The 22,011-nt window shown below is 65.5% G+C and carries 23 protein-coding genes and 1 pseudogene; 16 read left to right on the top strand and 8 right to left on the bottom strand.

Annotated elements, in window-relative coordinates; all coding sequences use genetic code 11:
• The first annotated feature begins 5 nt into the window (after positions 1-5).
• The 6 genes from LW136_RS06775 to LW136_RS06750 all read left to right on the top strand — a co-directional run bounded on the left by LW136_RS06775 (position 6) and on the right by LW136_RS06750 (position 4,405).
• Complete coding sequence (locus tag LW136_RS06775; protein WP_234174785.1) at positions 6-983, top strand: ABC transporter substrate-binding protein; 978 nt, start codon at positions 6-8, stop codon at positions 981-983.
• Positions 984-987: 4 nt separating this feature from the next.
• On the top strand, positions 988-1,791 hold the full coding sequence (locus LW136_RS06770; RefSeq protein ID WP_041013303.1) for an ABC transporter ATP-binding protein: 804 nt from the start codon (positions 988-990) through the stop codon (positions 1,789-1,791).
• The gene (locus LW136_RS06765; protein WP_041013302.1) at positions 1,778-2,572 is read left to right on the top strand and encodes an ABC transporter permease; all 795 of its coding nucleotides are present in this window, start codon (positions 1,778-1,780) and stop codon (positions 2,570-2,572) included. Before LW136_RS06770 ends, LW136_RS06765 begins: the two co-directional genes overlap by 14 nt.
• A gap of 36 nt (positions 2,573-2,608) precedes the next feature.
• Entirely contained in the window at positions 2,609-3,079 is a 471-nt protein-coding gene (locus LW136_RS06760; RefSeq protein WP_041013301.1) for a nucleoside deaminase, read from the top strand.
• Between the two features lie 122 nt (positions 3,080-3,201).
• Positions 3,202-3,939, top strand: a complete 738-nt coding sequence (locus tag LW136_RS06755) for an SDR family oxidoreductase (RefSeq protein WP_041013300.1) — start codon at positions 3,202-3,204, stop codon at positions 3,937-3,939.
• Between the two features lie 10 nt (positions 3,940-3,949).
• Positions 3,950-4,405 carry a carboxymuconolactone decarboxylase family protein gene (locus LW136_RS06750; RefSeq protein WP_041013299.1) on the top strand — a complete coding sequence of 152 codons (456 nt, stop codon included), beginning with the start codon at positions 3,950-3,952 and terminating at the stop codon, positions 4,403-4,405.
• 1 nt (position 4,406) lies between these two features.
• Here the strand turns inward: LW136_RS06750 and LW136_RS06745 are convergent, their stop codons facing one another.
• Positions 4,407-5,327 (bottom strand): AraC family transcriptional regulator, encoded by a 921-nt coding sequence (locus LW136_RS06745; protein WP_031297319.1) that lies wholly within the window; start codon positions 5,325-5,327, stop codon positions 4,407-4,409.
• Positions 5,328-5,575: 248 nt separating this feature from the next.
• On the opposite strand from LW136_RS06745, the gene LW136_RS06740 reads away from it, so the two are divergent.
• From LW136_RS06740 to LW136_RS06730, 3 genes are all read left to right on the top strand, one after another.
• Positions 5,576-7,132 carry an ABC transporter ATP-binding protein gene (locus LW136_RS06740; protein WP_234174784.1) on the top strand — a complete coding sequence of 519 codons (1,557 nt, stop codon included), beginning with the start codon at positions 5,576-5,578 and terminating at the stop codon, positions 7,130-7,132.
• 12 nt (positions 7,133-7,144) lie between these two features.
• On the top strand, positions 7,145-8,251 hold the full coding sequence (locus tag LW136_RS06735; RefSeq protein WP_041013297.1) for an ABC transporter permease: 1,107 nt from the start codon (positions 7,145-7,147) through the stop codon (positions 8,249-8,251).
• Positions 8,252-8,316: 65 nt separating this feature from the next.
• Positions 8,317-9,243, top strand: coding sequence for an ABC transporter permease (locus LW136_RS06730; protein WP_011914010.1), 927 nt, complete (start codon positions 8,317-8,319; stop codon positions 9,241-9,243).
• A gap of 420 nt (positions 9,244-9,663) precedes the next feature.
• Here LW136_RS06730 and LW136_RS06725 read toward each other — a convergent pair whose 3' ends face one another.
• The 4 genes and pseudogenes from LW136_RS06725 to LW136_RS06710 all read right to left on the bottom strand — a co-directional run bounded on the left by LW136_RS06725 (position 9,664) and on the right by LW136_RS06710 (position 12,098).
• Positions 9,664-10,434, bottom strand: a complete 771-nt coding sequence (locus tag LW136_RS06725) for a nuclease-related domain-containing protein (RefSeq protein ID WP_041013296.1) — start codon at positions 10,432-10,434, stop codon at positions 9,664-9,666.
• A 124-nt stretch (positions 10,435-10,558) separates the two neighbouring features.
• A pseudogene (locus LW136_RS06720) lies at positions 10,559-10,693 on the bottom strand (DUF4172 domain-containing protein); the annotation flags it as partial.
• A gap of 285 nt (positions 10,694-10,978) precedes the next feature.
• Positions 10,979-11,704, bottom strand: coding sequence for an SIMPL domain-containing protein (locus LW136_RS06715; RefSeq protein WP_041013295.1), 726 nt, complete (start codon positions 11,702-11,704; stop codon positions 10,979-10,981).
• 70 nt (positions 11,705-11,774) lie between these two features.
• A complete protein-coding gene (locus LW136_RS06710) occupies positions 11,775-12,098 on the bottom strand; it encodes a hypothetical protein (protein WP_041013294.1) in 324 nt (107 codons plus the stop codon).
• A gap of 193 nt (positions 12,099-12,291) precedes the next feature.
• On the opposite strand from LW136_RS06710, the gene LW136_RS06705 reads away from it, so the two are divergent.
• Complete coding sequence (locus LW136_RS06705) at positions 12,292-13,521, top strand: dicarboxylate/amino acid:cation symporter (RefSeq protein ID WP_041013293.1); 1,230 nt, start codon at positions 12,292-12,294, stop codon at positions 13,519-13,521.
• 19 nt (positions 13,522-13,540) lie between these two features.
• On the opposite strand, the gene LW136_RS06700 is transcribed toward LW136_RS06705, so the two are convergent.
• Positions 13,541-13,753: a DUF3079 domain-containing protein gene (locus LW136_RS06700; protein WP_003300856.1), complete on the bottom strand. Its 213-nt coding sequence runs from the start codon at positions 13,751-13,753 to the stop codon at positions 13,541-13,543.
• Between the two features lie 188 nt (positions 13,754-13,941).
• Here LW136_RS06700 and LW136_RS06695 point away from each other — a divergent pair, with 188 nt between their 5' ends.
• The gene (locus tag LW136_RS06695; RefSeq protein WP_234174783.1) at positions 13,942-15,882 is read left to right on the top strand and encodes a DNA topoisomerase III; all 1,941 of its coding nucleotides are present in this window, start codon (positions 13,942-13,944) and stop codon (positions 15,880-15,882) included.
• A 108-nt stretch (positions 15,883-15,990) separates the two neighbouring features.
• Here LW136_RS06695 and LW136_RS06690 read toward each other — a convergent pair whose 3' ends face one another.
• A complete protein-coding gene (locus tag LW136_RS06690; RefSeq protein ID WP_041013291.1) occupies positions 15,991-16,467 on the bottom strand; it encodes a GreA/GreB family elongation factor in 477 nt (158 codons plus the stop codon).
• A complete protein-coding gene (locus LW136_RS06685) occupies positions 16,464-17,420 on the bottom strand; it encodes an alpha/beta hydrolase family protein (RefSeq protein ID WP_041013290.1) in 957 nt (318 codons plus the stop codon). The genes LW136_RS06690 and LW136_RS06685 overlap by 4 nt, the downstream gene beginning before the upstream one ends.
• Before the next feature lie 229 nt (positions 17,421-17,649).
• On the opposite strand from LW136_RS06685, the gene LW136_RS06680 reads away from it, so the two are divergent.
• From LW136_RS06680 to LW136_RS06660, 5 genes are all read left to right on the top strand, one after another.
• Positions 17,650-19,497, top strand: coding sequence for an SLC13 family permease (locus tag LW136_RS06680; protein WP_041013289.1), 1,848 nt, complete (start codon positions 17,650-17,652; stop codon positions 19,495-19,497).
• 212 nt (positions 19,498-19,709) lie between these two features.
• Positions 19,710-20,066, top strand: coding sequence for a hypothetical protein (locus tag LW136_RS06675; protein WP_041013288.1), 357 nt, complete (start codon positions 19,710-19,712; stop codon positions 20,064-20,066).
• A gap of 58 nt (positions 20,067-20,124) precedes the next feature.
• Positions 20,125-20,856, top strand: a complete 732-nt coding sequence (locus LW136_RS06670) for a HupE/UreJ family protein (RefSeq protein WP_041013287.1) — start codon at positions 20,125-20,127, stop codon at positions 20,854-20,856.
• Between the two features lie 12 nt (positions 20,857-20,868).
• Positions 20,869-21,549 carry a hypothetical protein gene (locus tag LW136_RS06665; RefSeq protein WP_041013286.1) on the top strand — a complete coding sequence of 227 codons (681 nt, stop codon included), beginning with the start codon at positions 20,869-20,871 and terminating at the stop codon, positions 21,547-21,549.
• Between the two features lie 73 nt (positions 21,550-21,622).
• Positions 21,623-21,973 (top strand): DUF3147 family protein, encoded by a 351-nt coding sequence (locus LW136_RS06660; protein ID WP_014821149.1) that lies wholly within the window; start codon positions 21,623-21,625, stop codon positions 21,971-21,973.
• Positions 21,974-22,011 lie beyond the last annotated feature (38 nt).

Here is a 22,011-nt window from a genome sequence, read left to right as displayed (position 1 = left end):
TCACCATGTTCAAGAAAACCCTGGTCGCCAGCGCCCTGCTCGCGCTGTTCAGCCAAACCGCCCTGGCCGCCGACAAGGTGCGCTGGCTCAACGACTGGTTGCCAGCCGGCGACAAGGCGGCGATCTACCTAGGTGTCGAACAGGGCCTGTTCGCCGCAGAAGGCATCGAAGTGGAAATCGCCAGTGCCCGCGGTGGTAGCGACGTGGTGACCAAGCTGGCCACCAACAGCGCGGACTTCGGCTCTGCCGGCCTGGCCTCGCTGCTGCAGGCCAAGGCCCAGGGCGAGGTGCCGGTAGTTGCCGTCGCCCCGATCTACAACAAGCAGCCGGACGCCTTCTTCACCACCGAAGGCTCGGGCATCGAGAGCTTCAAGGACATCGTCGGCAAGACGGTGGCCACCCCGACCTTCTCTGCCTCCAACGTGGTCTGGCCGCTGCTGCTGGAGCGCAATGGCATCGACCCGAACAGCGTCAAGCTGCTCAAGCTAGACCCCGGCGCGCTGGCGCCGATGCTCGCCACCGGCAAGGTGGACGCCACCATCAACTGGCTGACCGTTGCGCCCGGCTTCGTCCGCGCCCTCGGCGAGGCGGACAAGACGCTGAAGACCATCCCCTGGTCGGAATACGGCTTCGAGGGCTACGGCCTGTCGCTGGTGGCCTCGCAGCGCTTCGTGCAGAGCAATCCCGAGGTCGCGAAGAAGTTCGTCAAGGCTTATCAGCAGGCGCAGAAGAACGCCATCGCCGACCCGGCTGCCGCAGCCGCCGCGCTGAAGAAGATGATCGCCGAAGTTGACCAGCAGCAGGCCGAAGAGCAGTTCGTCGCCTCGGTGCCGCTGATGCAGAACGAGATCAGCGATGCCGAGGGCCCGGGCTTCGACGCCAAGCGGCTGGCCACTACCTGGGAATGGGTCGCCAAGGCGCAGGGCATGCAGATCGACAGCCTCGACCCGGCCAGTGCCATCGACACCAGCCTGAGCGAGTGAAGCCATGAACGCCGTCGCCCTGCCCGCCACGCCGCGCCCCAACATCAGCTTTGATCGGGTCAGCCAGGTCTTCACCTCCTCCGATGGCAGCGAGGTGGTGGCGCTGGACAACGCCAGCTTCGACATCGGTCGCCACGAGTTCATCGCGGTGCTCGGCCCCTCGGGCTGCGGCAAGTCCACGCTACTGCGCATCCTCGCCGGGCTGGTACGTCCGACCCACGGCCAGGTCAGCATTTACGGCAGCCCGGTGGACGGCCCGCGCGACGAGATCGGCATCGTATTTCAGCGACCGACCTTGCTGCCGTGGCTGAACATCCGCGACAACCTGACCTTTCCCATGCGCCACAAATACGGCCGCGTCACCGCCCAGGAGATCACCCGCGGCGAGGAGCTGCTGGAGCTGGTGGGGCTGAAGGACTTCGGCAACAAGCGCCCGGACGAACTCTCCGGCGGTATGCAGCAGCGCGCGGCGATTGCCCGGGCGCTGCTGCACGACCCGGAAATCCTGCTGATGGACGAGCCCTTCTCGGCCCTCGACGCCCTGACCCGCGACGAGCTGAGCCTGGAGCTGCTGAACATCTGGACCCAACGCCCGAAGACGGTGCTGTTCATCACCCACTCGATTCCCGAAGCGCTGCTGCTGGCCGACCGCATCCTGGTGATGTCGGCGCGCCCCGGCCGTGTGCAGGAAATCATCGACGTCGACCTGCCGCGCCCGCGGTCCATGGAAACCCTCACGGAGCCACGTTTCAATGAGCTCGCCAACCATATCCGCCGCAAGGTCTTCTCGCGCCATGCCGACCATTAAGCCCCGGGCACAACGCCTGAAGGCGCTGACCGACCGCTTCGCACCCTGGCTCGCCCTGCTCGTTCTGCTGCTGATCTGGGAAGCGGCCTGCCGCCTGCTCAAGCTGCCGAGCTTCGTGCTGCCCTCGCCCAGCGCCATCTTCGCGGCGACGCAGAAGGTCGGCCTCGGTGCCTGGGCCGAGCATATTTTCGCCACCCTGCGGGTAACGCTGATGGGCTACGGCCTGTCGATCCTGATCGGCATCCCGCTGGCCATCGCCCTGGCCTCTTCACGGGTGATGTCGCGCACCCTCTATCCGCTGTTGGTCATCGTGCAGTCCACGCCCATCGTCGCGGTGGCACCAATCATCGTGGTGGTGATGGGCGCCGGCGACCTGCCGCGGGTGTTCATCACCTTCCTGATCGCCTTCTTCCCCATCGTTGTTTCCTGCGTCACCGGCCTCCTGGCTACGCCGGAGGAGCTGGTGGAGCTGTCGCGCTCACTGGGCGCATCGAAGGCCCGCGAGTACCGCAACATCCGCCTGCCCTATGCGATTCCGCACCTGTTTTCGGCGCTGCGCATCTCCATCACCCTGGCGGTGATCGGCGCGGTGGTCGCCGAGTTCGTCGCGGCGGAAAAAGGCCTGGGCTACTTCATCAACTTCTCCACCTCGATGTTCCAGGTGCCGCAAGCCTTCGCCGCGCTACTGATGCTGGTGGTGATCAGCCTGCTGCTGTTCCACCTGATCGGGCTGCTGCAGAAGGTCTGCTTTCCCTGGAGCCTGCCCAAGGCTGGGCATTGAAGCCCACCACCTCTTCATCTCAGTCTGGATAACGCCATGCCTCTCGACGATCTCGCCCTGCTGCGCAAAAGCTTCGACGTCGCCCGCCGCGCACTGGAAAACGGCACCCACCCGTTCGGCGCCATTCTGGTCGGGCCGGACGGTGAGGTGCTGCTGGAACAGGGCAACGCCTACATGCCCGACCACGACATGACCGGCCACGCCGAGCGCGTGCTGATGACCCGCGCCTCGACCCGCTACACACCGGAATTCCTCTCGCGCTGCAGCATGTACACCTCCGCCGAGCCCTGCGCCATGTGCGCCGGGGCCGCCTACTGGGTCGGCCTGGGTCGCGTGGTCTATGGCCTTTCCGAGCGCAGCCTGAAGGACCTCACCGGCAACCATCCGGAGAACCCGACGCTGGACCTGCCGTGCCGCATCGTCTTCGAGGCCGGCCAGCGCAAGGTCGAGGTGCTCGGCCCGCTGCTGGAGGACGAGGCTGCCGCCCTGCACGAAGGCATCTGGTAGGCGGCGCCAGAATCAGGCAAGCGCCCGGCAGGATCGCCATAACGCCGCCACCGCCCTCCGTCGCAACATTCGAACCACGGCGTCACCGACGTCGCCCGAATCAACCTGCGGAGGACAAACCCATGTCGAACATCAACGGCAAAGTCGTACTCATCACCGGCGCCAGCAGCGGCATCGGCGAAGCCACGGCGCAGCTGCTGGCGGCCCAGGGCGCAACGGTAGTGCTGGGCGCGCGACGCCTGGATCGGCTGGAAAAGCTCGTCGCCGAGATCGACGAAAGCGGTGGCGTTGCCGCCTGCCACGCGCTGGACGTCACCAGCCGCGAGGACACCCAGGCCTTCGTCGACTTCGCCGAACAGCGCTTCGGCCGCATCGACGTGATCGTCAACAACGCCGGGGTGATGCCGCTTTCGCCACTGGACGCGCTGAAGGTCGACGAGTGGAACCGCATGATCGACGTCAACATCCGTGGCGTGCTGCACGGCATCGCTGCCGGTCTACCGCTGATGCAGCGCCAGCGCGCCGGCCAGTTCGTCAACATCGCCTCCATCGGCGCCTACGCGGTGAGCCCGACCGCGGCGGTGTACTGCGCCACCAAGTACGCGGTGCGGGCCATCTCCGAAGGCCTGCGCCAGGAGGTCGGTGGCGATATCCGCGTGACCCTGGTGTCACCGGGCGTCACCGAATCGGAGCTGGCCGAGAGCATTTCCGATGACACCGCCCGCTCGGCCATGGACGACTTCCGCCGCATCGCCATTCCGGCCGACGCCATCGCCCGCGCCATCGCCTATGCCATCGACCAGCCGGCCGATGTCGACGTCAGCGAGCTGGTGGTGCGCCCCACCGCCAGCCCCTATTGAGGACGCCGCCATGACCCTTCGTACAGGCAACACACTGGCCGCGGCCTGCCTGGCCGTGTTCGGCTCGCTGACCTTCGCCTCGCTGGAAGCCGCCGGCAACGAGCGCCACGAACGCGGCGTCGAGGTAATGGATCACCTGTCCGGCGGTGCCGGGCAACCGGTGCTCGAGGCGCTGCGCGAGGACTATCCGTTTCTCGCCGAGGGCATCACCGGCTATGCGCTGGGCGATGTCTGGGGACGCAGCGAGCTGGATGATCGCACCCGCCAGCTGGCGGTGATCGCCGCCTTCGCCGCGCAGGGCAATCTGCAATACATGAAGGTCCACGCCGGTTACGCGTTGCGCCTGGGCGTCACCCGTGAGGAGCTGAAGGAGGTGGTGTACCTGACGACCGTCACCGCTGGCTTCCCGCGCGCCATCGACGCAGCCCAGGCGTTACGCGAAGTGCCGGACCCGGCGCCGCGCTGAATTAAGCGGTGCTGCGCAGCCGGGCCAGATCCTTCACCGGCGAGGCGCCGAACAGCCGGCTGTACTCGCGGCTGAATTGCGAGGGGCTTTCGTAGCCGACCCGGTAGCCGGCGCTGGACACATCGAGCCCCTCGGCGATCAGCAGCCGCCGCGCCTCCTGCAGGCGCAGCTGCTTCTGGTATTGCAGCGGGCTCATCGCGGTGAGCGCCTTGAAGCGGTGATGCAGCGTCGAGCTGCTGAGGTTGACCCGCTGCGCCAGTTCCTCGATGCGCAGCGGCTCGACGTAGTTGCGGTTCAGCCATTCGATGGCGCGGGTGACACGATGGCCCTGACTGTCGCGCACTGCGATCTCGTGCAGATGGCGCCCCTGCCGACCGCAAAGCAGACGGTAGAAAATCTCGCGCATGGCCAGCGGCGCCAGCACCGGGATGTCCTGCGGGCTGGCCAAGAGCCGCACCAGACGCAAGGTGGCATCCAGCAACGGCGCATCGATGCGGTCCAGATAAACCCCGCGCGCCGGCCCTTCCACGGGCTGGCTCAAGGGCGCGCTTTCGGCCACCAGGGTGGCGACCATTGCCGGGTCGATATCCAGGCGGATGCACAGGTACGGCTCGCCGGATGAGGCCTCCAGCACGCGACCGGCCACTGGCACGGTGACCGATACCACCAGGTAGTGCAGCGCATCGTAGGTGTACAGCTCGTCGCCCAGGCGCACCTCCTTGCTGCCCTGCACGATGATGCATAGCGCCGGCTTGTGCAGCCCGTGCACCAGTTCGCTCGGCGCGCTGCAGCGGATCAGGTAGAGGTCGTCAATCGCGGTGGGATGCATGCCGTCGTCGCGCAAGAGGCCATCGATCAGCCGCGCCAGGGCGGCACGCTGGGCAATCGTTTCCTCGGCGGAATGAAGGTCCATCTGGTTCATGCAGGCAACCGGTGGAAGCGGAAAGGACGGTTAGCTTAGCAGCCCATCCGGCCTGCGGTCGTCCCGCCCCATGGCAGTGCATCGACACGACGGTGTCACCGAGTGAAGCACCAAAGCGATGCACCGGCTAACATCGTCGCATGGCTAACCGGTGGCGCAGCTGCCGTGGCCACGTCGCACCTCAATTCCTGACTGCCTGGCCAGCTTTTTGCTACACCCTGGTCATGAAAAACCCAGCGGACGCCTCCATGCCCGAATCCCAGACCGCACGCCTCCAGCTCTGCGGCATCACCAAACAGTATCCAGGCTGCCTGGCCAACGACCGTATCGACCTGTCGATCCAGCCGGGCGAGATCCACGCCCTGCTCGGCGAGAACGGCGCCGGCAAGAGCACCCTGATGAAGATCATCTACGGCGTGACCCAGCCGGACGCCGGCGAAATCCACTGGCAAGGCGAACGGGTGACCATGCGCGACCCGGCGCAGGCCCGCGAGCGCGGCATCGGCATGGTGTTCCAGCACTTCTCGCTGTTCGAGACGCTCTCGGTAGCGGAGAACATCGCCCTGGCGCTGGGCGCCAAGGCCGGTACGCCGAAGCAGCTGGAGCCGAAGATCCGCGAGGTCTCGCAGCGCTACGGCATGCCGCTGGAGCCGCAACGGCTGGTGCACAGCCTGTCCATCGGCGAGCGCCAGCGGGTGGAGATCATCCGCTGCCTGATGCAGGACATCCACCTGCTGATCCTCGACGAACCGACCTCGGTGCTTACCCCGCAGGAGGCCGACGAGCTGTTCGTGACCTTGCGCCGGTTGGCGGCCGAGGGCTGCAGCATCCTGTTCATCAGCCACAAGCTCAACGAGGTGCGCGCGCTGTGCCAGAGCGCCACGGTGCTGCGCGCCGGCCGCGTGTCCGGCGAGTGCGTGCCGGCCGATTGCTCGGACCTGGAACTGGCGCGGCTGATGGTCGGCGATGCCGAGGGGCTGGAAGCCGAATACCCGAAGAGCGAGGGCCGCGCGCCGTTCCTGCGGGTCGAGCGACTGTCCTGGCACAACGCCGATCCGTTCGGCGTGTCCCTCGAAGAGGTGGACTTGGAAGTGCGCGCCGGCGAGATCGTCGGTATCGTGGGAGTCGCCGGCAACGGCCAGGACGAGCTGCTCGCCCTGCTCAGTGGCGAACAGCGCCTGCCTGCCGCCCAGGCCATGCACATCCGCTTTCTCGGTGACGACGTCGCCCATCTGCGCCCCGACGCCCGCCGCCGCCATGGTATGGCCTTCGTGCCGGCCGAACGTCTCGGTCACGGCGCGGTGCCGAGCATGAGCCTGGCCGACAACGGCCTGCTCACCGCCTATCAGCAGACCGACATGGTCGAGCACGGCATGATCCGCCGCGGCAAGGTGCGCGCCTTCGCCGAACAGGTCATCCAGCGCTTCGCCGTGAAGACGCCGGACGCACAGACCCCGGCGGCGAGCCTGTCCGGCGGCAACCTGCAGAAATTCATCCTTGGTCGCGAAATCCTGCAGCAGCCGAAGCTGCTGATCGCCGCGCACCCGACCTGGGGCGTGGACGTCGGCGCGGCAGCCGCGATCCACCGCGCGCTGATCGAACTGCGCGATGCCGGCGCGGCGATCCTGGTGATCTCCGAAGACCTCGAGGAGCTGTTCCAGATCAGCGACCGCATCGCCGCCCTGAGCGACGGCAGGCTGTCGCCACAGCGCGCTACTGCCAGCACCTGCCCGGTCGAAGTCGGCCGCTGGATGGCCGGCCAGTTCGATACCAGCGACACCCCTGTTTCCACCTCTGCCGCCTGACGAGAATCCATCATGCTGTTATCCCTGCAACCCCGCGGCGAGGCCTCACGGGCCATGCTCTGGTTCTCGCCATTGCTGGCGGCACTGCTGACGCTGCTGAGCGGCGCGCTGCTTTTCGCCCTGCTCGGCCATCCGCCGCTGGAAACCCTCAAGGTGCTGCTGATCGACCCGCTCGGCGATCTCTACGGCATCTCCGAACTGCTGGTCAAGGCGCTGCCGATCCTGCTCTGCGCCCTCGGCCTGGCGGTGGTCTACAACGCGCGCATCTGGAACATCGGTGCCGAAGGCCAGCTACTCATCGGCGCCCTGGCCGGCAGCGCGCTGGCGGTCAACATCATCGACTGGGATTCGCGCTGGTCTCTGGTGCTGACACTGCTGCTCGGCACGCTCGGCGGCGCCGCCTGGGCCGGGCTCTGCGCCTGGCTGAAGACGGCGTTCAACGCCAACGAAATCCTCACCAGCATCATGCTCAACTACATTGCGCTGAACCTGCTGCTGTTCGCCGTGCACGGCCCGCTGAAGGACCCGGAAGGCTTCAACTTCCCCGAGTCGGCGATGTTCGGCGACGCCACCCGGCTGCCCGAGCTGATCGAAGGGCTGCGCGTGCATGGCGGTTTCTACTTCGCCCTGCTGGCGCTGGTGGTGGTCTGGGTGCTGCTGCAAAAGAGTTTTCTCGGCTTCCAGATCAAGGTGCTCGGCCTGGACAAGCGCGCCGCCGGCTTCGTTGGTTTCCGCGACAAGAAGCTGGTATGGATCGCTCTGCTGATTAGCGGCGGCCTGGCCGGGCTGGCCGGTGTCGCCGAAGTCACCGGGCCAATCGGCCAGCTGGTGCCGCAAGTTTCACCGGGCTATGGCTACGCGGCGATCACCGTGGCCTTCCTCGGTCGCCTGAACCCCATCGGTATCGTCTTCGCCAGCCTGCTGATGGCGCTGCTCTACCTCGGTGGCGAGAACGCGCAAATGGCCGCCAACCTGCCGCAATCCATCACTCAGCTGTTCCAGGGCATGGTGCTGTTCTTCCTGCTCGCCTGCGACGTACTGATCCTCTACCGCCCGCGGCTGAAGCTGTGGGCACGCAAACCGGCGCTCGTCAGCGCCAAAGAGGAGCCGGCCACATGATCGCGCTCGCCCGCTTGCTTACCCTTTCACCCGCTGCCTGCCGCTTGAAGTTCGAGGCCTGACCGATGGACATGGATCTGCTGACCAATATCTTCTACGCCATGATCCGCACCGGCACGCCGCTGCTGCTGGTCGCCCTCGGCGAGCTGGTGTGCGAGAAGACCGGCGTACTCAACCTCGGCCAGGAGGGCATGATGCTGTTCGGCGCGGTGATCGGCTTCATCGTCGCCTTCGCCAGCGGCAACCTCTGGCTCGGCGTGCTGTTCGCCTGCCTGGCCGGCGTGCTGCTTTCGCTGCTGTTCGCCATGGTGGCACTGGGCTTCAATGCCAACCAGGTCGCCACCGGCCTGGCGCTGACCATCTTCGGCGTCGGCCTTTCGTCCTTCGTTGGTGCCAGCTGGGTCGGCAAGCCGCTGGCCGGCTTCGAGCCGATCGCCATTCCGCTGCTCAGCGAGATTCCCGTGATCGGCCGCATGCTGTTCGCCCAGGATCTGCTGGTGTACCTGTCCTTCGCACTGTTTGCGTTGGTGGCCTGGGTGCTGCTGAAAAGCCGCATCGGCCTGATCATCCAGGCTGTCGGCGAGAACCCCAATGCCGCCAGTGCCATGGGCCTGCCGGTGCTGCGCGTGCGCACCCTGGCGGTGATGTTCGGCGGCGCCATGGCCGGGCTTGCCGGCGGCTACATGTCGCTGGCGTACACGCCGATGTGGGCGGAAAACATGACCGCCGGACGCGGCTGGATCGCCCTGGCCCTGGTGGTGTTCGCCAGCTGGCGGGTGAGCCGCGTCCTGCTCGGCGCCTACCTGTTCGGTCTGGCCAGCATCCTCCACCTGGTGGCGCAGGGCCTCGGCCTGGCGATCCCCGGCAACCTGCTGGCGATGCTGCCGTATGTGGCGACCATTCTGGTACTGGTGCTGCTGTCGCGGGATGCGATCCGCACGCGGTTGTACGCGCCGGTATCGCTGGGGCAGCCTTGGCAGCCAGGGCATTGATTTGTCGGGCGAGTTGACTACGCGGAACCAGGCCGGTTGGCGAGTTGCTTGAGAGCTTGGTTTCGCCCTGCTGGGCGAGTTACTTTTTCCAGACGCCGAAAAAGTAACCAAAAACGCTTGCCCCTCCATCCGGCCCCGGCTGCGCCGGGGTTCGTTCGTTCCATCGCCGCTTCAGGGGTCGGCTTACAAGGGCCGTCCATGGCCCTTTAAGCCTTTCGCCGCATCCATGCGGCTCACCCCCTTACGCAACGATTCCACTCACCCTCCTAAAAGGGGCGTTCGGTATTGCCTGTTGGTTCGTGCAAAAACAAACCAAAACAACCAGCAAGACCTGGCTCTGATGCCGAGACCGTCAGTGACAGCTGGGCATCTTAAAAACGAGTAGCTGGACACAGACTACGCTTCAAGCCTTTCTGCATTTCAAAGACTCTGCATCGTCCGGCACTTGGGAAACGCTGAGCATCCCCAAAATTGCTGCCCTGCTTTTGCCCCCGACCTCACGGTGCGGATCAGCAGCGCACTGCCGCATTTCGGGCATTGTCGTTCTGCGGTTGGATCGCTACGGCGCCTGAGGTTTTGCACATGCTCACGGTGGGTGGCGAGGGTTGGCGCTCGGCGGTCGGCTTGCAGGGCATGCAGCATGGCGTCGACCTCAGCCTCGCTGAATACCGGTTGCTGGAATGACCTGATGTAGCGGATAAAGCCGATGCCCTGGGTCACGTTGGCCGGCACTTCGGTTTTGAAGGTGCTGCCGCCGACAAAGGTGATGACCGAGTGCAGGTGCTCGGGGCTAACGCTAAGGGTGGCTTCCAGGGCCTTGAGGTGCTTGTAGTTCTGGCGTAGCGGGTTCTGGAACTTGAACGTGCTTTTGTAGAGCTTCTGCGTCCACTGCGCCTGCTTTTCGCTACCGAAGATCCAGCCACTCATGTTCTTCGTTTCCAGTACGAAAATGCCGTACGGCGAAAGAAAAACGTGGTCGATCTGCGTGGTGCCGTCTGGCGTGTTCAAGGTGACATTGTGCAGGCGGCGGTAGGTCTGCTTGTCCAACTGCCAATGGGCAAACAATCGCACCAGGAGTTCGCCAATATGGCCCTTGGCCCAGGGCGATTTAAGCAGGCCGATCAGAAGGGCGGCCGGGATGAACCAAGCCAGCATGCCCCAGGCCTGCGCGATGATGGGGGTGAAGTCCATTTCTTATCCCTGGGTAATTCTGAATTAACCGGATAGTAGCGAAACTTGGCGTAATGGCACGATAGTGTCGCGCACCTCCGTACGCCCCTTTGTCTCTGCGGGGTCAGCCTTGAGCGTGTGCCGGCTACTGTATCCGGTAGCGCGTGCTGCGCCCGCAGCCGGGCAGCCGGGCACGGCAGCCCTTCTCGACAAGGTAGCTCGGATGGCGCGTGGCGGTTGCTTTCGAGACTTCGGCCACAGCCTGGTAGGAAGAACGACTGGACGACTTCCTTGCCTGGTTCAGCCGCAGCGATGCAGGCCTCGGCCCAACTTCTACGAGCCGGCATTGCGCACTTCTGATTGGCTGCTGCCAGATCCAGAGCGGGTCATTCATGAGGACTGCTCGTCTGTGAGCCGATTAGCGAGCTTATTCGGCTCATGTGGTGAGCCGATAATGTCGCCTATTCGGCTCACTGTCTTGGCTGCCGGGCTTGAAAGCGCCCGGGCAGTGCGGTTGATCCGCCTTGGCAGGCGGTTGGCGCGTCATTCAGGGACTCAGCTCAAATCAATCCAGCGTGTACTCAAAGGTACTCACCACCCGCAGCCGTTTCCCCACGGTCCGCCCACTGTCCATATCGCTGCCATCGTCATCGATAACCCGAATCACCCCCTGGTTGGCATTCTTCAAGCGCCCCAGCGTGGCACCAGCATCCTCGGCGAAACGCGTCGCCTGCTCACGGGCATTGCTGGTGGCGGCTTCCAGCAGCTGCGGCTTGAGCTCATTGAACCCACGCAACTGATAACGCGGCCCGGCGAAGCCGTTCATCTCGGTATCCAGCTGAACACCGGCCAAGATCAGCGGATCGATGGCATTGGCCGCCTTACCCACCGCGTCGACGCGCTCTGACTTGACCAGCACCTGGCCCTGGCCGTTAAAGCGCAGCGCCACATCACGCGAGGCCCATTCACGCGCCAGCAGATCCTGGACCTGCAACGGTCGCACTTCGATCTCCGCGTCGGTGAAGCCCTGCTCGCGGAGGAAATCCAGCACCAGCTGGCGATCCTCGCTCAGCCCCTTCTGCACTTCGGCGAACTGATCGCCACCACGGCGAAAGCCCAGCGTCCAAACCGCAAAGTCGCTCTTCACGTCCATCTCCGCCAGGCCCTTGACCGTCACCGTGCGGTCGGCCATGCGGAAACGCTCAACGCCCTGCCCCACCGACCAGCCGGCGAAGGCCACTGCCGCGGCGATCAACGCCGCCGGCAGAAATCCGATTCGTGCTGTAGCCACGTGTTTCGTCCTGTAGGAATTGACCGAATGCGCATGCTACTCCTGCCATGGGCGAACGCCAGTTAGGCGCTCAACCGCGGCCCAGGCGCTGCAACGCCTCCAGCCGGAAGGCGATGTGCTGCTCCAGCCCGCTCAGCTCGCGCTCCAGCCGCTCGCGCTGTTGGGTATTGCTGCAGGCATCCAGTCGTTCGCGCAACGCGGCACGTTGCGCCAGCAACTCCACCTCCCGTGGCGGCACCCCGGCGCTTTTCAGCACCGAGAACGGCAAGCGCAGGCCCGGCGGCGTCTGCAGCCAGCCTTCGTCCATCACCAGCGGTTCGCCTTTTTCCTGCACGCCACGCTGCCATCTGGCGATATCGCGGGCGATGCGTTGTTCGATGTCCTGATCGCTCATGACTCGCGCCCTCTTCTAGCTGCCCGGTCATGAAAACCCAGCCGCGAGGCTTTGTCAGCGGCCCGCCGACGCCAGGTCATTGGCACGTCGGTTGCGTCGCGTCTGTATGATTGCGCCGCGCGATGCGAACTTTTTGCCGCAGCGTTCATTCTTTTGCTTAGCGCCACCGCTACCGATCCGAGGAGCCACCCCTTTGCCCAGTCTCAACCTGCAGATTCTTGTCGCGGCCTGCCTGGGTGTCGCCATCGGCTGGCTGACCGGCACACTGCCGACCGACGCGCCCGTACGCGAGGGCGTGCTCTATGCAAGCACCCTGGCCGGGAGCATCTTCATCGGCCTGCTGAAGATGGTGCTGATCCCGCTGATCTTCACCTCCATCGTGGTCGGCGTGGCCAATCTGCAGGCGCACCATCAGGTGCACCGGGTGTGGGGCGGCGCGCTGGTCTACTTCACCCTCACCACCAGTGCGGCGATGCTGGTGGCGCTGGTCGCGGCGAACATCTTCAAGCCGGGCGCGGGGCTGTCGCTGGACCTGTTCGCCGAGGCGATGAACGACTTCGAGGCGCGTCAGCTGACGCTGCCGGAGTTCTTCCTGCACTTCTTCGCCAACTTGTTCCAGAACCCCTTCGCCGCACTGGCTAACGGCAGCATCCTGGCCGTCGTGGTGTTCGCCATGTTCATCGGCATCGCCCTGGTGGCCGGCGGCGACCGCTACCGCAATATACTCGTGGTGCTGCAGGAATTTCTCGAGCTGATGATGCGGATCATCGGCTGGATCATGCGCCTGGCGCCGCTGGGCATCCTCGCGCTGCTGATCAAGCTGGTGGCCGAGCAGGATGTCGCGCTGCTCAGTGCGGTGGGCGGCTTCATCGTGCTGGTGTTCGCCACCACGCTGTTCCACGGCATCGTGGTGTTGCCCGGCATTCTCTTTCTCACGACCGGCAAATCGCCGCTGTGGTTTTTCCGCGGCACCCGCGAGGCGCTGATCACGGCGTTTGCCACCAGCTCCAGCGCGGCGACATTGCCGATCTCCCTGCGCTGCGCGGAGGACAACCTCAAGGTGCGCCCGGGCATCGCCGGCTTCGTGCTGCCGCTGGGCGCGACCATGAACATGGACGGCACCGCACTCTACGAAGCGGCCGCCGCGCTGTTCGTCGCCAACCTGATGGGCATCGAGCTGAGCCTGGCGCAGCAGGCGGTGGTGTTCTTCACGGCGATGATCGCGTCCACAGGCGCGCCGGGGATTCCCAGCGCCGGCATGGTGACCATGGTGATGGTGTTGCAGGCGGTCGGCCTGCCGGCCGAGGCGGTGGCGATTCTGCTGCCGATCGACCGCTTGCTGGATACCGTGCGCACGGCGGTCAACGTCGAGGGCGACATCATTGGCAGTGTGGTGGTGCAGCGTTTCGCCGACCGCGCCTAGCGCAGGACTCCGCGCAACATCAGCTCGACGACTCCTTGCGGGTCTTGGCGATCAGCTCCGGGTCGATACCCCAGCATTCATCCAGATACCAGTCCTCACCGAACATTTCCGCTGGATGCTGGGTGCGGCCCGCGCCGTTGCCACAGGCCATCGAAGTTGCCGGGCAATAGCGGTCGCAGCCCCAGCACACACGTTCGGGGTGGGAAGGTTCGAGGGGAAATTTCTTGGCCATTGCGCGTGCCTTTTCTGGCGTTGTTGCAGTGACCACAGGCTAAGCCTCCTCGCCGTCGCCAGACTTGATCATGCTCAAGAACGACCGGTATCGGCGCACAACAACTGTATGCACATACAGATAAAGATTGCCTGAAGCGCCGTTTGTGCACATGCTTCGCGCCATCGACCGCTGCCGTCACAGCCTCCATGCGACTCTATCTCTGCGAAAAACCTTCCCAGGCCCGCGACATCGCCAAGGTGCTCGGCGCCAACCGGCGTGGCGACGGTTGCCTGCAGGGCGCCGGGGTGACGGTGACCTGGTGCATCGGCCATCTGCTCGAAACCGCCCCGCCAGACGCCTACGACCCGCGCTACAAGCGCTGGGTGCTGGCGGACCTGCCAATCGTGCCGGGACGCTGGAAGATGCTGGTCAAGCCGAAGACCGCCAGCCAGTTCAAGGCGGTCAAGCGCCTGCTCGGCGAATGCAGCGAACTGGTGATCGCCACCGACGCCGACCGCGAAGGCGAGATGATCGCCCGCGAGCTGGTCGAGCATTGCCGCTATCGCGGGCCAATCCGCCGGCTGTGGCTGTCGGCCCTGGACGACGCCTCGATCCGCAAGGCGCTGGCCGCGCTCAAGCCCGGCGCCGAGACTTTCAATCTCTACCACGCCGCCCTCGGCCGCTCGCGTGCTGACTGGCTGATCGGCATGAACATGAGCCGGCTGTTCACCCTGCTCGGCCGCCAGTCCGGCTACCAGGGCGTGTTGCCGGTGGGCCGGGTACAGACGCCGACGCTGCGCCTGGTAGTGGACCGCGACCGCAGCATTGCCGACTTCATCCCGGTGCCGTTCTGGGCCATCGATGTGCAGCTGCTCGCCGATGGCAACGCGTTCACCGCGCAATGGCAGGCGCCGGACGACCATTGCGATGACCAGGGCCGCTGCCTCGATCAGGCTCGTGCGCAGCATGCTGCGGACGCCATGCGCAACGCCGCCAGCGCTCGCCTGCTGAAGCTCAAGACCGAGCGCCAGCGCGAGGCGGCACCACTACCCTTCGATCTCGGCACGCTGCAGGAAGTCTGCTCGAAGAAGCTCGACCTCGGCGCTCAGGAAACCCTCGATATCGCCCAGGCTTTGTACGAAACCCACAAGCTGATCACCTACCCGCGCAGCGATTGCGGCTACCTGCCGCTGAGCCAGCACGGCGAAGCGCGGGCCATTGTCGCGGCGCTGACTCAGGCCGACCCGACGCTCGCCGCGCTGCAGCCGCATCTGGACCTGTCGCGCCGCTCACGGGCCTGGAACGATGCCAAGGTCAGCGCCCACCACGGCATCATCCCCACCGCAGCAGCGCGGGGTCTGGAACGTCTGTCCGGGCGACCGCGTGCGGTGTACGAGTTGATCCGCGCGCGCTATCTGGCGCAGTTCCTGCCCAACCACGAGTACGACCGCACCCAGGCCGACTTCGACTGCGCCGGCCAGGCGCTGCGGGCGGTGGGCAAGCGCATCGTCGAACCGGGCTGGAAGCGCGCCATGCCCGAAGCGCTGGCGCCGGCACGGGGCAATCGCAAAGCTCCCGCGCCACAGAGCCTTCCGGCATTGCAACAAGGTCAGGACTACGCGGTGGGCGAGATCACGCTCAAGGACCAACAAACCCAGCCGCCGAAACCCTTCACCGAAGGCGACCTGATCAAGGCGATGAAGAACGTCGCCAAGCTGGTGGACGATCCGCGGTTGAAACAGAAACTCAAGGACACCACCGGCATCGGCACCGAGGCGACCCGCGCCGGGATCATCCAGGGACTGCTCGACCGCGGTTATCTGGTTCGCCAGGGCAAGGCGCTGGCGGCGACACCGGCGGCGTTCAGCCTGATCGACGCCGTGCCGCGGCCGATTGCCGACCCCGGGACCACGGCGATCTGGGAGCAGGCGCTGGACATGGTGCAGAGCGGCGAGATGCCGCTGGAAGAATTCGTCGCCAAACAGTCGGCGTGGATGAGCAAACTGGTCGAACGTTGCGCCGGTCTGCGCATGACCATCAGCGGCCCGCCGATGGCCGCCGGCCGCGGCGGAAAACCATGGAAGAAGAAACGCAGCGCCGCACCACGCAAACCGGCTCGCCGACGCAAGCCGGCAACCGCAGACTGAGCCACAGCTCGGGGGTGGTTACGTTTCCAGACTCGGTAGGCGCAGCCTGGGAGCGTTCTTGACCGCGAATCGCGCCTACCCCAGACCAGCCCGAAACAAGCAGCTGCCCTAGTGAATCTCCAGCACCTCGTAGCACTGCGGCTGGCCGTTGACCCGCAGCTCCACTTCGTCACCGATCCTGCGCCCCAGCAGCCCGTGCCCCAACGGCGAACGCGGCGAGATCACCAGAATCTCCCGGCCTTCATGCTGCAATTTCAGCCCCGCGGCATCCGGGCCGAGGAAGAACCAGCGTTCGACGCCATCGTGCTCCAGGCAAAGCAGCGCTCCGACCCGCACGTACTCGTCCGAGCCGATGGTCGGCTGCAGGTTGCGGTAGGCGGCCAGCGCTGTCTCGATCTCGTGCAGACGTCGTCTTTGCCCGTCGGCGAGGTAGGCCGCTTCCAGCCCGCGGGTGTCGTACTTGTTCTCGGCCTTGCTCTCGGCATGGGTGGCGGCCTCGTGGGTCGCGGCCAGCACGGTCCTGGCGACCTCGCGGTCGGCTTCGAGGGTGGCGATGATCTGTTGCTGAAGGGCGGTCTTGTTCATGGGCCAGGCTTATAGCCCGATGGCGTGCCGAAGGGAATGGCAGCGTCGCTGTTCAGCGCGGCACCGGGCTCGATCACCTCATCGGCCAGCCAGGGATTGCGACCCTCGGCTATCCACTCCAGCGTCTCGCGCCAGAAACCGTTGCGGTGCCGGTCGTGGAACAGGCCGAAGTGGCCGATGCGCTCGAAGCCCATCACGCGTGGATTGAGCTGAACCAACTGGCGCGGGCTATTGAGAAAGTAGCCCAGCCCGCGGCGCATGGCGGCCGGCGTGGCGAACTCGTCGTCACTGGTGCTGACCGCGAGGATCGGCGCACGAATCGCGGCGAAGCGGCTAAACAGCAGTTCGTGTTCGTCAGGCGGGTAGCTGTCTTCCAGGCGCGCGCCGCGCCGGGACCACTCCAGCGCGACGCCCGCCGGCAGGTCCTCCAGCCAGCCGAAGCGCCGGCCGGGAAAATAGCCAGCCAGCCGGGTAACCGCGGGCATGAACAGGTGCCATTTGGCGTACATACGCAGGCGCTGATCAGCGGCGTAGTCGCGCCAGTAGGCGTACTGTCCGGCCACGTTGAGGTAGCGGTCCACCTCGCTGGCGGCTTCGGCAAAGCCCGGCATGAAGCCACCGGCGCTATGCCCCACTGCAACCAGCAGCCCGTGCGGATCACGCTCACGCATATAGCGCACCGCGGCATCGAAGTCATACTCGCCCCAGTCGCGCCAGCGCATCTGCATGCCGCGCAGGCGCTGCGGTCGTGAGCCGCCGATGCCGCGAAAGTCGTAGGTCAGTGCAGTAAAACCGTGCTCAGTGAGAAAGCTCGCGTAGCGTGCGTAATAGCGCGACAGTACCCCGGTGGCGCAGCTGATGATCACCGCGCCGCGCTCGGCGCCTGCCGGCCGCCACAGCTGCGCGGCGAGGGTGAAACCATCGGTGCAGTGCAGGGCAACGGACTCGGGCATGGCAAGGACCTTTCGAATTGTTGTGCCGCCACCTTGCCCCGCAGCGCACATTTTTGCCATATCCTGCCGGCACCTTTGCGCAGCGACCGCAGTCTGTTTATGACAGCCGCATTACCCCTGCAGCCAGGTGGCCTGCAGCGCAATACCTCATCCTAGTTTCCACTGGCATTACCGCCCCGAACCAAGGCGCCAACGCGCTGCGGGTTCCTGGCGGCTTGGAGAAAAGTACATGACCGGCGAACAGCTGATCGTCTTTGGCGTACTGGCGGCAACGCTGGTGCTGTTCGTCTGGAATCGCTGGCGTTACGACTTGGTCGCCCTCGGCGCGCTGCTCGCCTGCGCACTGACCGGCGTCGTGCCGGCGGACGAGGTGTTCTCCGGCATCGGCCACCCCGCCGTGATCTCGGTGGCCGCAGTGCTGGTCCTCAGCCGCGGACTGCTCAACGCCGGCGTGGTGGATTCCGTGGCGCGACGTCTGATGCAGGTCGGCGAGCGGCCGTGGGCACAGGTCGCCGCGCTGACCGGGATCGTCGCGCTCAGCTCGGGCTTCATGAACAACGTCGGCGCGCTGGCGCTGTTCATGCCGGTGGCGATCTGGATGTCGCGCCAGAGCGGGCGCTCACCGTCGTATCTGCTGATGCCACTGGCGTTCGGCTCGTTGCTTGGTGGCACCCTGACGCTGATCGGCACCCCGCCCAACCTGATCATCGCTGGCTATCGCGCCGAGGCTGGCGAGGCGCCGTTCGGCATGTTCGCCTTTCTCCCGGTGGGCGCTGCGGTGACCGTCGCCGGCGTGCTGTTCATAGCGCTGCTTGGCTGGCGGCTGGTGCCGCGGCGGCAGGAGCAGGAAGGCAACGGCGATCTGTTCGAGATCAGCACCTACCTCACCGAAGTGCGAGTGCCGGAAAGCTGCAAGTACGCCGGGCGCACCCTGCACGCGCTGATCAATGCAGTGAAGGACGAAGCCGATGTGCAGGTGATCGCCCTGGTGCGCGGTGACGAGCGCCAGCGCATGCCGTCCACCTACGAGGTGCTGCGCGAGGGCGACATCCTGCTGGTGGAAGCGGATTCGGACAGTCTCAAGGCGCTGCTCGACGTCACCGGCGTCGAGCTGGCGGCCAATGTTGACGAGCAGGAGGACAAGGCACAGAACGAGCAGAAGGCCGCCGAACAGGCGCTCGAAGACGAGAGGACCGAAAAGAATCACAAGAGCCGGCACGGCGAGCTGGCCCTGGCCGAAGCCATCATCTCCCCCGGCTCGATACTGGTGGGCACAACCGCCAGCGGCCTCGACCTGCGCGAACGTCACGGCGTCAACGTGCTGGCCGTCGCCCGCCAGGGGCAGCGGCTGCGCCAACGGCTCGGCAAGATCCGCTTCGCCACGGGCGACATCCTGCTGCTGCAGGCCCGCGAGGATGCCCTGCAGTCGAGTCTGAACAGTCTGGGCTGCCTGCCGCTGGCGTCCCGCGGGCTGAGCATCACCACCCCGCGCAACGTGCTGCTGGCCAGCGCCATCTTCGCCATCACCCTGGCGACCATCGCCTTCGGCCTAGTGCCGGCGGCCACTGCGCTGGTCACCGGCGCGCTGGTGATGATTCTGGTCGGGTTGATTCCCATGGGCCGCATTTACGACAGCATCGACATGCCGGTCATCGTGCTGGTCGCGGCCATGCTGCCGGTCGGCCAGGCGCTGGAAACCAGCGGGGGCTCGCAGCTGATCGCCGACGCCCTGCTGTCGGTTGGCCATTCACTGCCACCTGCAGCGACGCTGGCGCTGCTGATGGTGGCAGTGATGCTGATCTCCAACGTGGTCAACAATGCGGCCGCCGCGGTCCTCGCTGCCCCGGTGGCGATCAGCCTGGCACGCGGCATGGATGCGTCAGTCGATCCGTTCCTGATGGCGGTCGCGATCGGTGCGTCCTGTGCTTTCCTCACGCCCATCGGGCATCAGTCCAACACGCTGGTGATGGCGCCGGGTGGCTACCGCTTCGGTGACTACTGGCGGCTGGGCCTGCCGCTGTCGATTCTGGTGGTGCTCTGCGCCGTGCCGGCGATTCTCTGGATCTGGCCGCTATGAGCAGCCACAGTGGCACCGGTGCCCAGCGTCCGTGGGCACTCAGACTACTACCAAGGCGGAAGGGAAATTAGCCCATTGAGCAATGGCAGTACACGCAGACAGATCCGACGATGGCTGCCAGAATCGCGTCGACCTGACGATGCGCAGCGCGCGGTGTCAGGCGAAACGGCATACCCTGCTTTGCGTGCGACGCCTGCAACACGAGATCGCTGATGATCCGCCAACGCCTCAAGACCCCGCTGGTATCCGCACTGCTCATCGCCATGCTGATGGGCTGGGGCGGCCATGCGCTGTCGTGGCTGAACGGCGCGGCTCAGCACGGTGCTGGCGCCCACTGGCACGACGATCACCATCATCACGCTCCCAGCCATGAATGGCAGCCCGGCAACTGCACGCTGTGCCAGCTGCAACACGTGCACGTGCTTGGCGATCACATCCACGAAACACCCCATCCCATGCTTCTGCTCAGCCTGTCTGCGCAGCCCGAGCGCACCGACCTGCCAGCCTGGCCACGGCGCGCGCTGCCCGAAGGGCCGGTGTCACGCATCGAGCGTCCACCTCGCGCCTGATCCTGCTGCGACCGCGGTCGCCTCAGGCGACCTCTTCTCACCAGCTCAGGACCATTCCATGCATTCGCAATCCCTGCGCGGGCTCGCTGCGTTTTACGCACGCCTGCGCCACTCGCTGCTGCCGGTTTTCGGCATGCTGCTGTTCTTCCTCGTGCCCGACGCACTCGCCCATGGCGTGGCCGAAGGCGACAAGGGCTTCATCCAGGAAAGCTCCGGCGTGATGCTGCTGCCGTTCGTCTACCTCGGCGCCAAGCACATGATCACCGGGTACGACCACCTGCTGTTCCTTTTCGGGGTGATCTTCTTCCTCTATCGGCTCAAGGACGTGGGGCTCTACGTCACCCTGTTCGCAGTGGGCCACTCGGTCACCCTGCTGCTCGGCGTGCTGATGGAGATCAGCGTCAGCGCCTATCTGATCGACGCCATCATCGGTTTCTCGGTCGTCTACAAGGCACTGGACAACCTCGGCGCCTTTCAACGCTGGTTCGGCTATCAGCCCGATACCCGCGCCGCGACGCTGGTGTTCGGCCTGATCCATGGCTTCGGCCTGGCGACCAAGATTCTCGAATACGAGATTGCCGCCGATGGCCTGATCGCCAACCTGATCGCCTTCAACGTCGGCGTCGAGGTCGGCCAGCTGCTAGCGCTGAGCGCCATCCTCATTGCCATGGGCTACTGGCGGCGCACCGCCGGCTTCTGGCGCCACGCCTACACCGCCAACGTCGCCATGATGAGCGCCGGTTTCCTGCTGATGGGCTACCAGCTCACCGGCCTGGCCCTGTCTTCGTAAGGAATTTGCCCCATGTACAACAACCAACGTCCCGACCTGAGCGAGCTGCCCAGCAGCGGCCAGCTGCTGCGCTCCACCCTCATCGCCCTGATCGCCGCCGGCGTGCTGCTGGTAACCGTGGTGATGCCCGCCGAGTATGCCATCGACCCGACCGGTGCCGGCCGACTGCTGGGCCTGACCCAGATGGGCGAGCTGAAGCAGACCCTGGCCGAGGAAGCCGCGACCGAAGCGCAGCCGCCGGCCGAAGCCGCTCTAGCCGAACCTGCCGCAACAACGCCGGACAAGGATGAACTGGTGGCGGCACAGGCCGAGCCAGCCCCGGCGGCCGCGCCAACGCCTGCGCAACCGGAGCCACCAAAAGTCGCCACCCAGCAGCACGAGGTGAACCTGACACTCAAGCCCAACCAGGCCACCGAGATCAAGCTGGAAATGAAGCAAGGCGCCAAGGCGAACTTCCACTGGACGGCCAATGGCGGGCGCCTCAACTACGACACCCACGGCGATCCCTACAAGGCACCGAAGGGCTTCTACCATGGCTATGGCAAGGGCAAGAATGCGCCTGAGCTGCAGGGTGAACTGGTCGCCGCGTTCGACGGCAAGCACGGCTGGTTCTGGCGAAACCGCACCAACGAGACGGTGAAACTCACCCTGCGCACCGATGGCGAATACATCACCATCGAACAGGTGTTCTGAGTTTCGTTTTCGGCGTAACCACCGCAGCCCTGGCCAAACTCGGCCAGGGCTGCGGCTCGTACGGGAGAAACCCATGTCCTGGATCATCACCAAATACGCGCTGACCGCTGCCATGGTCGTGCTGGTGTCGGAGGTGGCCAAGCGTAGCGACAAGCTCGGCGGCTTCATTGCCGCGCTGCCGCTCATCACCCTCCTCACGCTGATCTGGCTGTACCTGGAGAAGCAATCGCCGGAGAAGATCGCCAACCACGCCTGGCATACCTTCTGGTATGTCCTACCGACCCTGCCGATGTTCCTGGCGTTTCCGCTGCTGCTCCCACGGCTGGGGTTCTGGCTGGCACTGCTGGCCAGCGCAGGCATCACGGTCGTCTGTTTCGGGCTGTTCGCGCTGCTCATGCGCCCCTTCGGCATAGAGCTGCTGTGACCGCCTGGCGTTAAGGCCGACGGCGCCACCTGGCGCCG

Source organism: Stutzerimonas kunmingensis (assembly GCF_021432085.1).
In the GTDB taxonomy this organism is placed as follows: Bacteria; Pseudomonadota; Gammaproteobacteria; order Pseudomonadales; family Pseudomonadaceae; genus Stutzerimonas.
The sequence above is the reverse complement of the archived record's forward strand: the minus strand, read 5'-3'. Positions and strand labels throughout refer to the sequence as shown.

Coding starts and splice junctions, on each gene's coding strand:
- LW136_RS06775 (WP_234174785.1), top strand. CDS start 6: ATGTTCAAGAAAACCCTGGTCGCCAGCGCCCTGCTCGCGCTGTTCAGC.
- LW136_RS06770 (WP_041013303.1), top strand. CDS start 988: ATGAACGCCGTCGCCCTGCCCGCCACGCCGCGCCCCAACATCAGCTTT.
- LW136_RS06765 (WP_041013302.1), top strand. CDS start 1,778: ATGCCGACCATTAAGCCCCGGGCACAACGCCTGAAGGCGCTGACCGAC.
- LW136_RS06760 (WP_041013301.1), top strand. CDS start 2,609: ATGCCTCTCGACGATCTCGCCCTGCTGCGCAAAAGCTTCGACGTCGCC.
- LW136_RS06755 (WP_041013300.1), top strand. CDS start 3,202: ATGTCGAACATCAACGGCAAAGTCGTACTCATCACCGGCGCCAGCAGC.
- LW136_RS06750 (WP_041013299.1), top strand. CDS start 3,950: ATGACCCTTCGTACAGGCAACACACTGGCCGCGGCCTGCCTGGCCGTG.
- LW136_RS06745 (WP_031297319.1), bottom strand. CDS start 5,327: ATGAACCAGATGGACCTTCATTCCGCCGAGGAAACGATTGCCCAGCGT.
- LW136_RS06740 (WP_234174784.1), top strand. CDS start 5,576: ATGCCCGAATCCCAGACCGCACGCCTCCAGCTCTGCGGCATCACCAAA.
- LW136_RS06735 (WP_041013297.1), top strand. CDS start 7,145: ATGCTGTTATCCCTGCAACCCCGCGGCGAGGCCTCACGGGCCATGCTC.
- LW136_RS06730 (WP_011914010.1), top strand. CDS start 8,317: ATGGACATGGATCTGCTGACCAATATCTTCTACGCCATGATCCGCACC.
- LW136_RS06725 (WP_041013296.1), bottom strand. CDS start 10,434: ATGGACTTCACCCCCATCATCGCGCAGGCCTGGGGCATGCTGGCTTGG.
- LW136_RS06710 (WP_041013294.1), bottom strand. CDS start 12,098: ATGAGCGATCAGGACATCGAACAACGCATCGCCCGCGATATCGCCAGA.
- LW136_RS06700 (WP_003300856.1), bottom strand. CDS start 13,753: ATGGCCAAGAAATTTCCCCTCGAACCTTCCCACCCCGAACGTGTGTGC.
- LW136_RS06695 (WP_234174783.1), top strand. CDS start 13,942: ATGCGACTCTATCTCTGCGAAAAACCTTCCCAGGCCCGCGACATCGCC.
- LW136_RS06690 (WP_041013291.1), bottom strand. CDS start 16,467: ATGAACAAGACCGCCCTTCAGCAACAGATCATCGCCACCCTCGAAGCC.
- LW136_RS06685 (WP_041013290.1), bottom strand. CDS start 17,420: ATGCCCGAGTCCGTTGCCCTGCACTGCACCGATGGTTTCACCCTCGCC.
- LW136_RS06680 (WP_041013289.1), top strand. CDS start 17,650: ATGACCGGCGAACAGCTGATCGTCTTTGGCGTACTGGCGGCAACGCTG.
- LW136_RS06675 (WP_041013288.1), top strand. CDS start 19,710: ATGATCCGCCAACGCCTCAAGACCCCGCTGGTATCCGCACTGCTCATC.
- LW136_RS06670 (WP_041013287.1), top strand. CDS start 20,125: ATGCATTCGCAATCCCTGCGCGGGCTCGCTGCGTTTTACGCACGCCTG.
- LW136_RS06665 (WP_041013286.1), top strand. CDS start 20,869: ATGTACAACAACCAACGTCCCGACCTGAGCGAGCTGCCCAGCAGCGGC.
- LW136_RS06660 (WP_014821149.1), top strand. CDS start 21,623: ATGTCCTGGATCATCACCAAATACGCGCTGACCGCTGCCATGGTCGTG.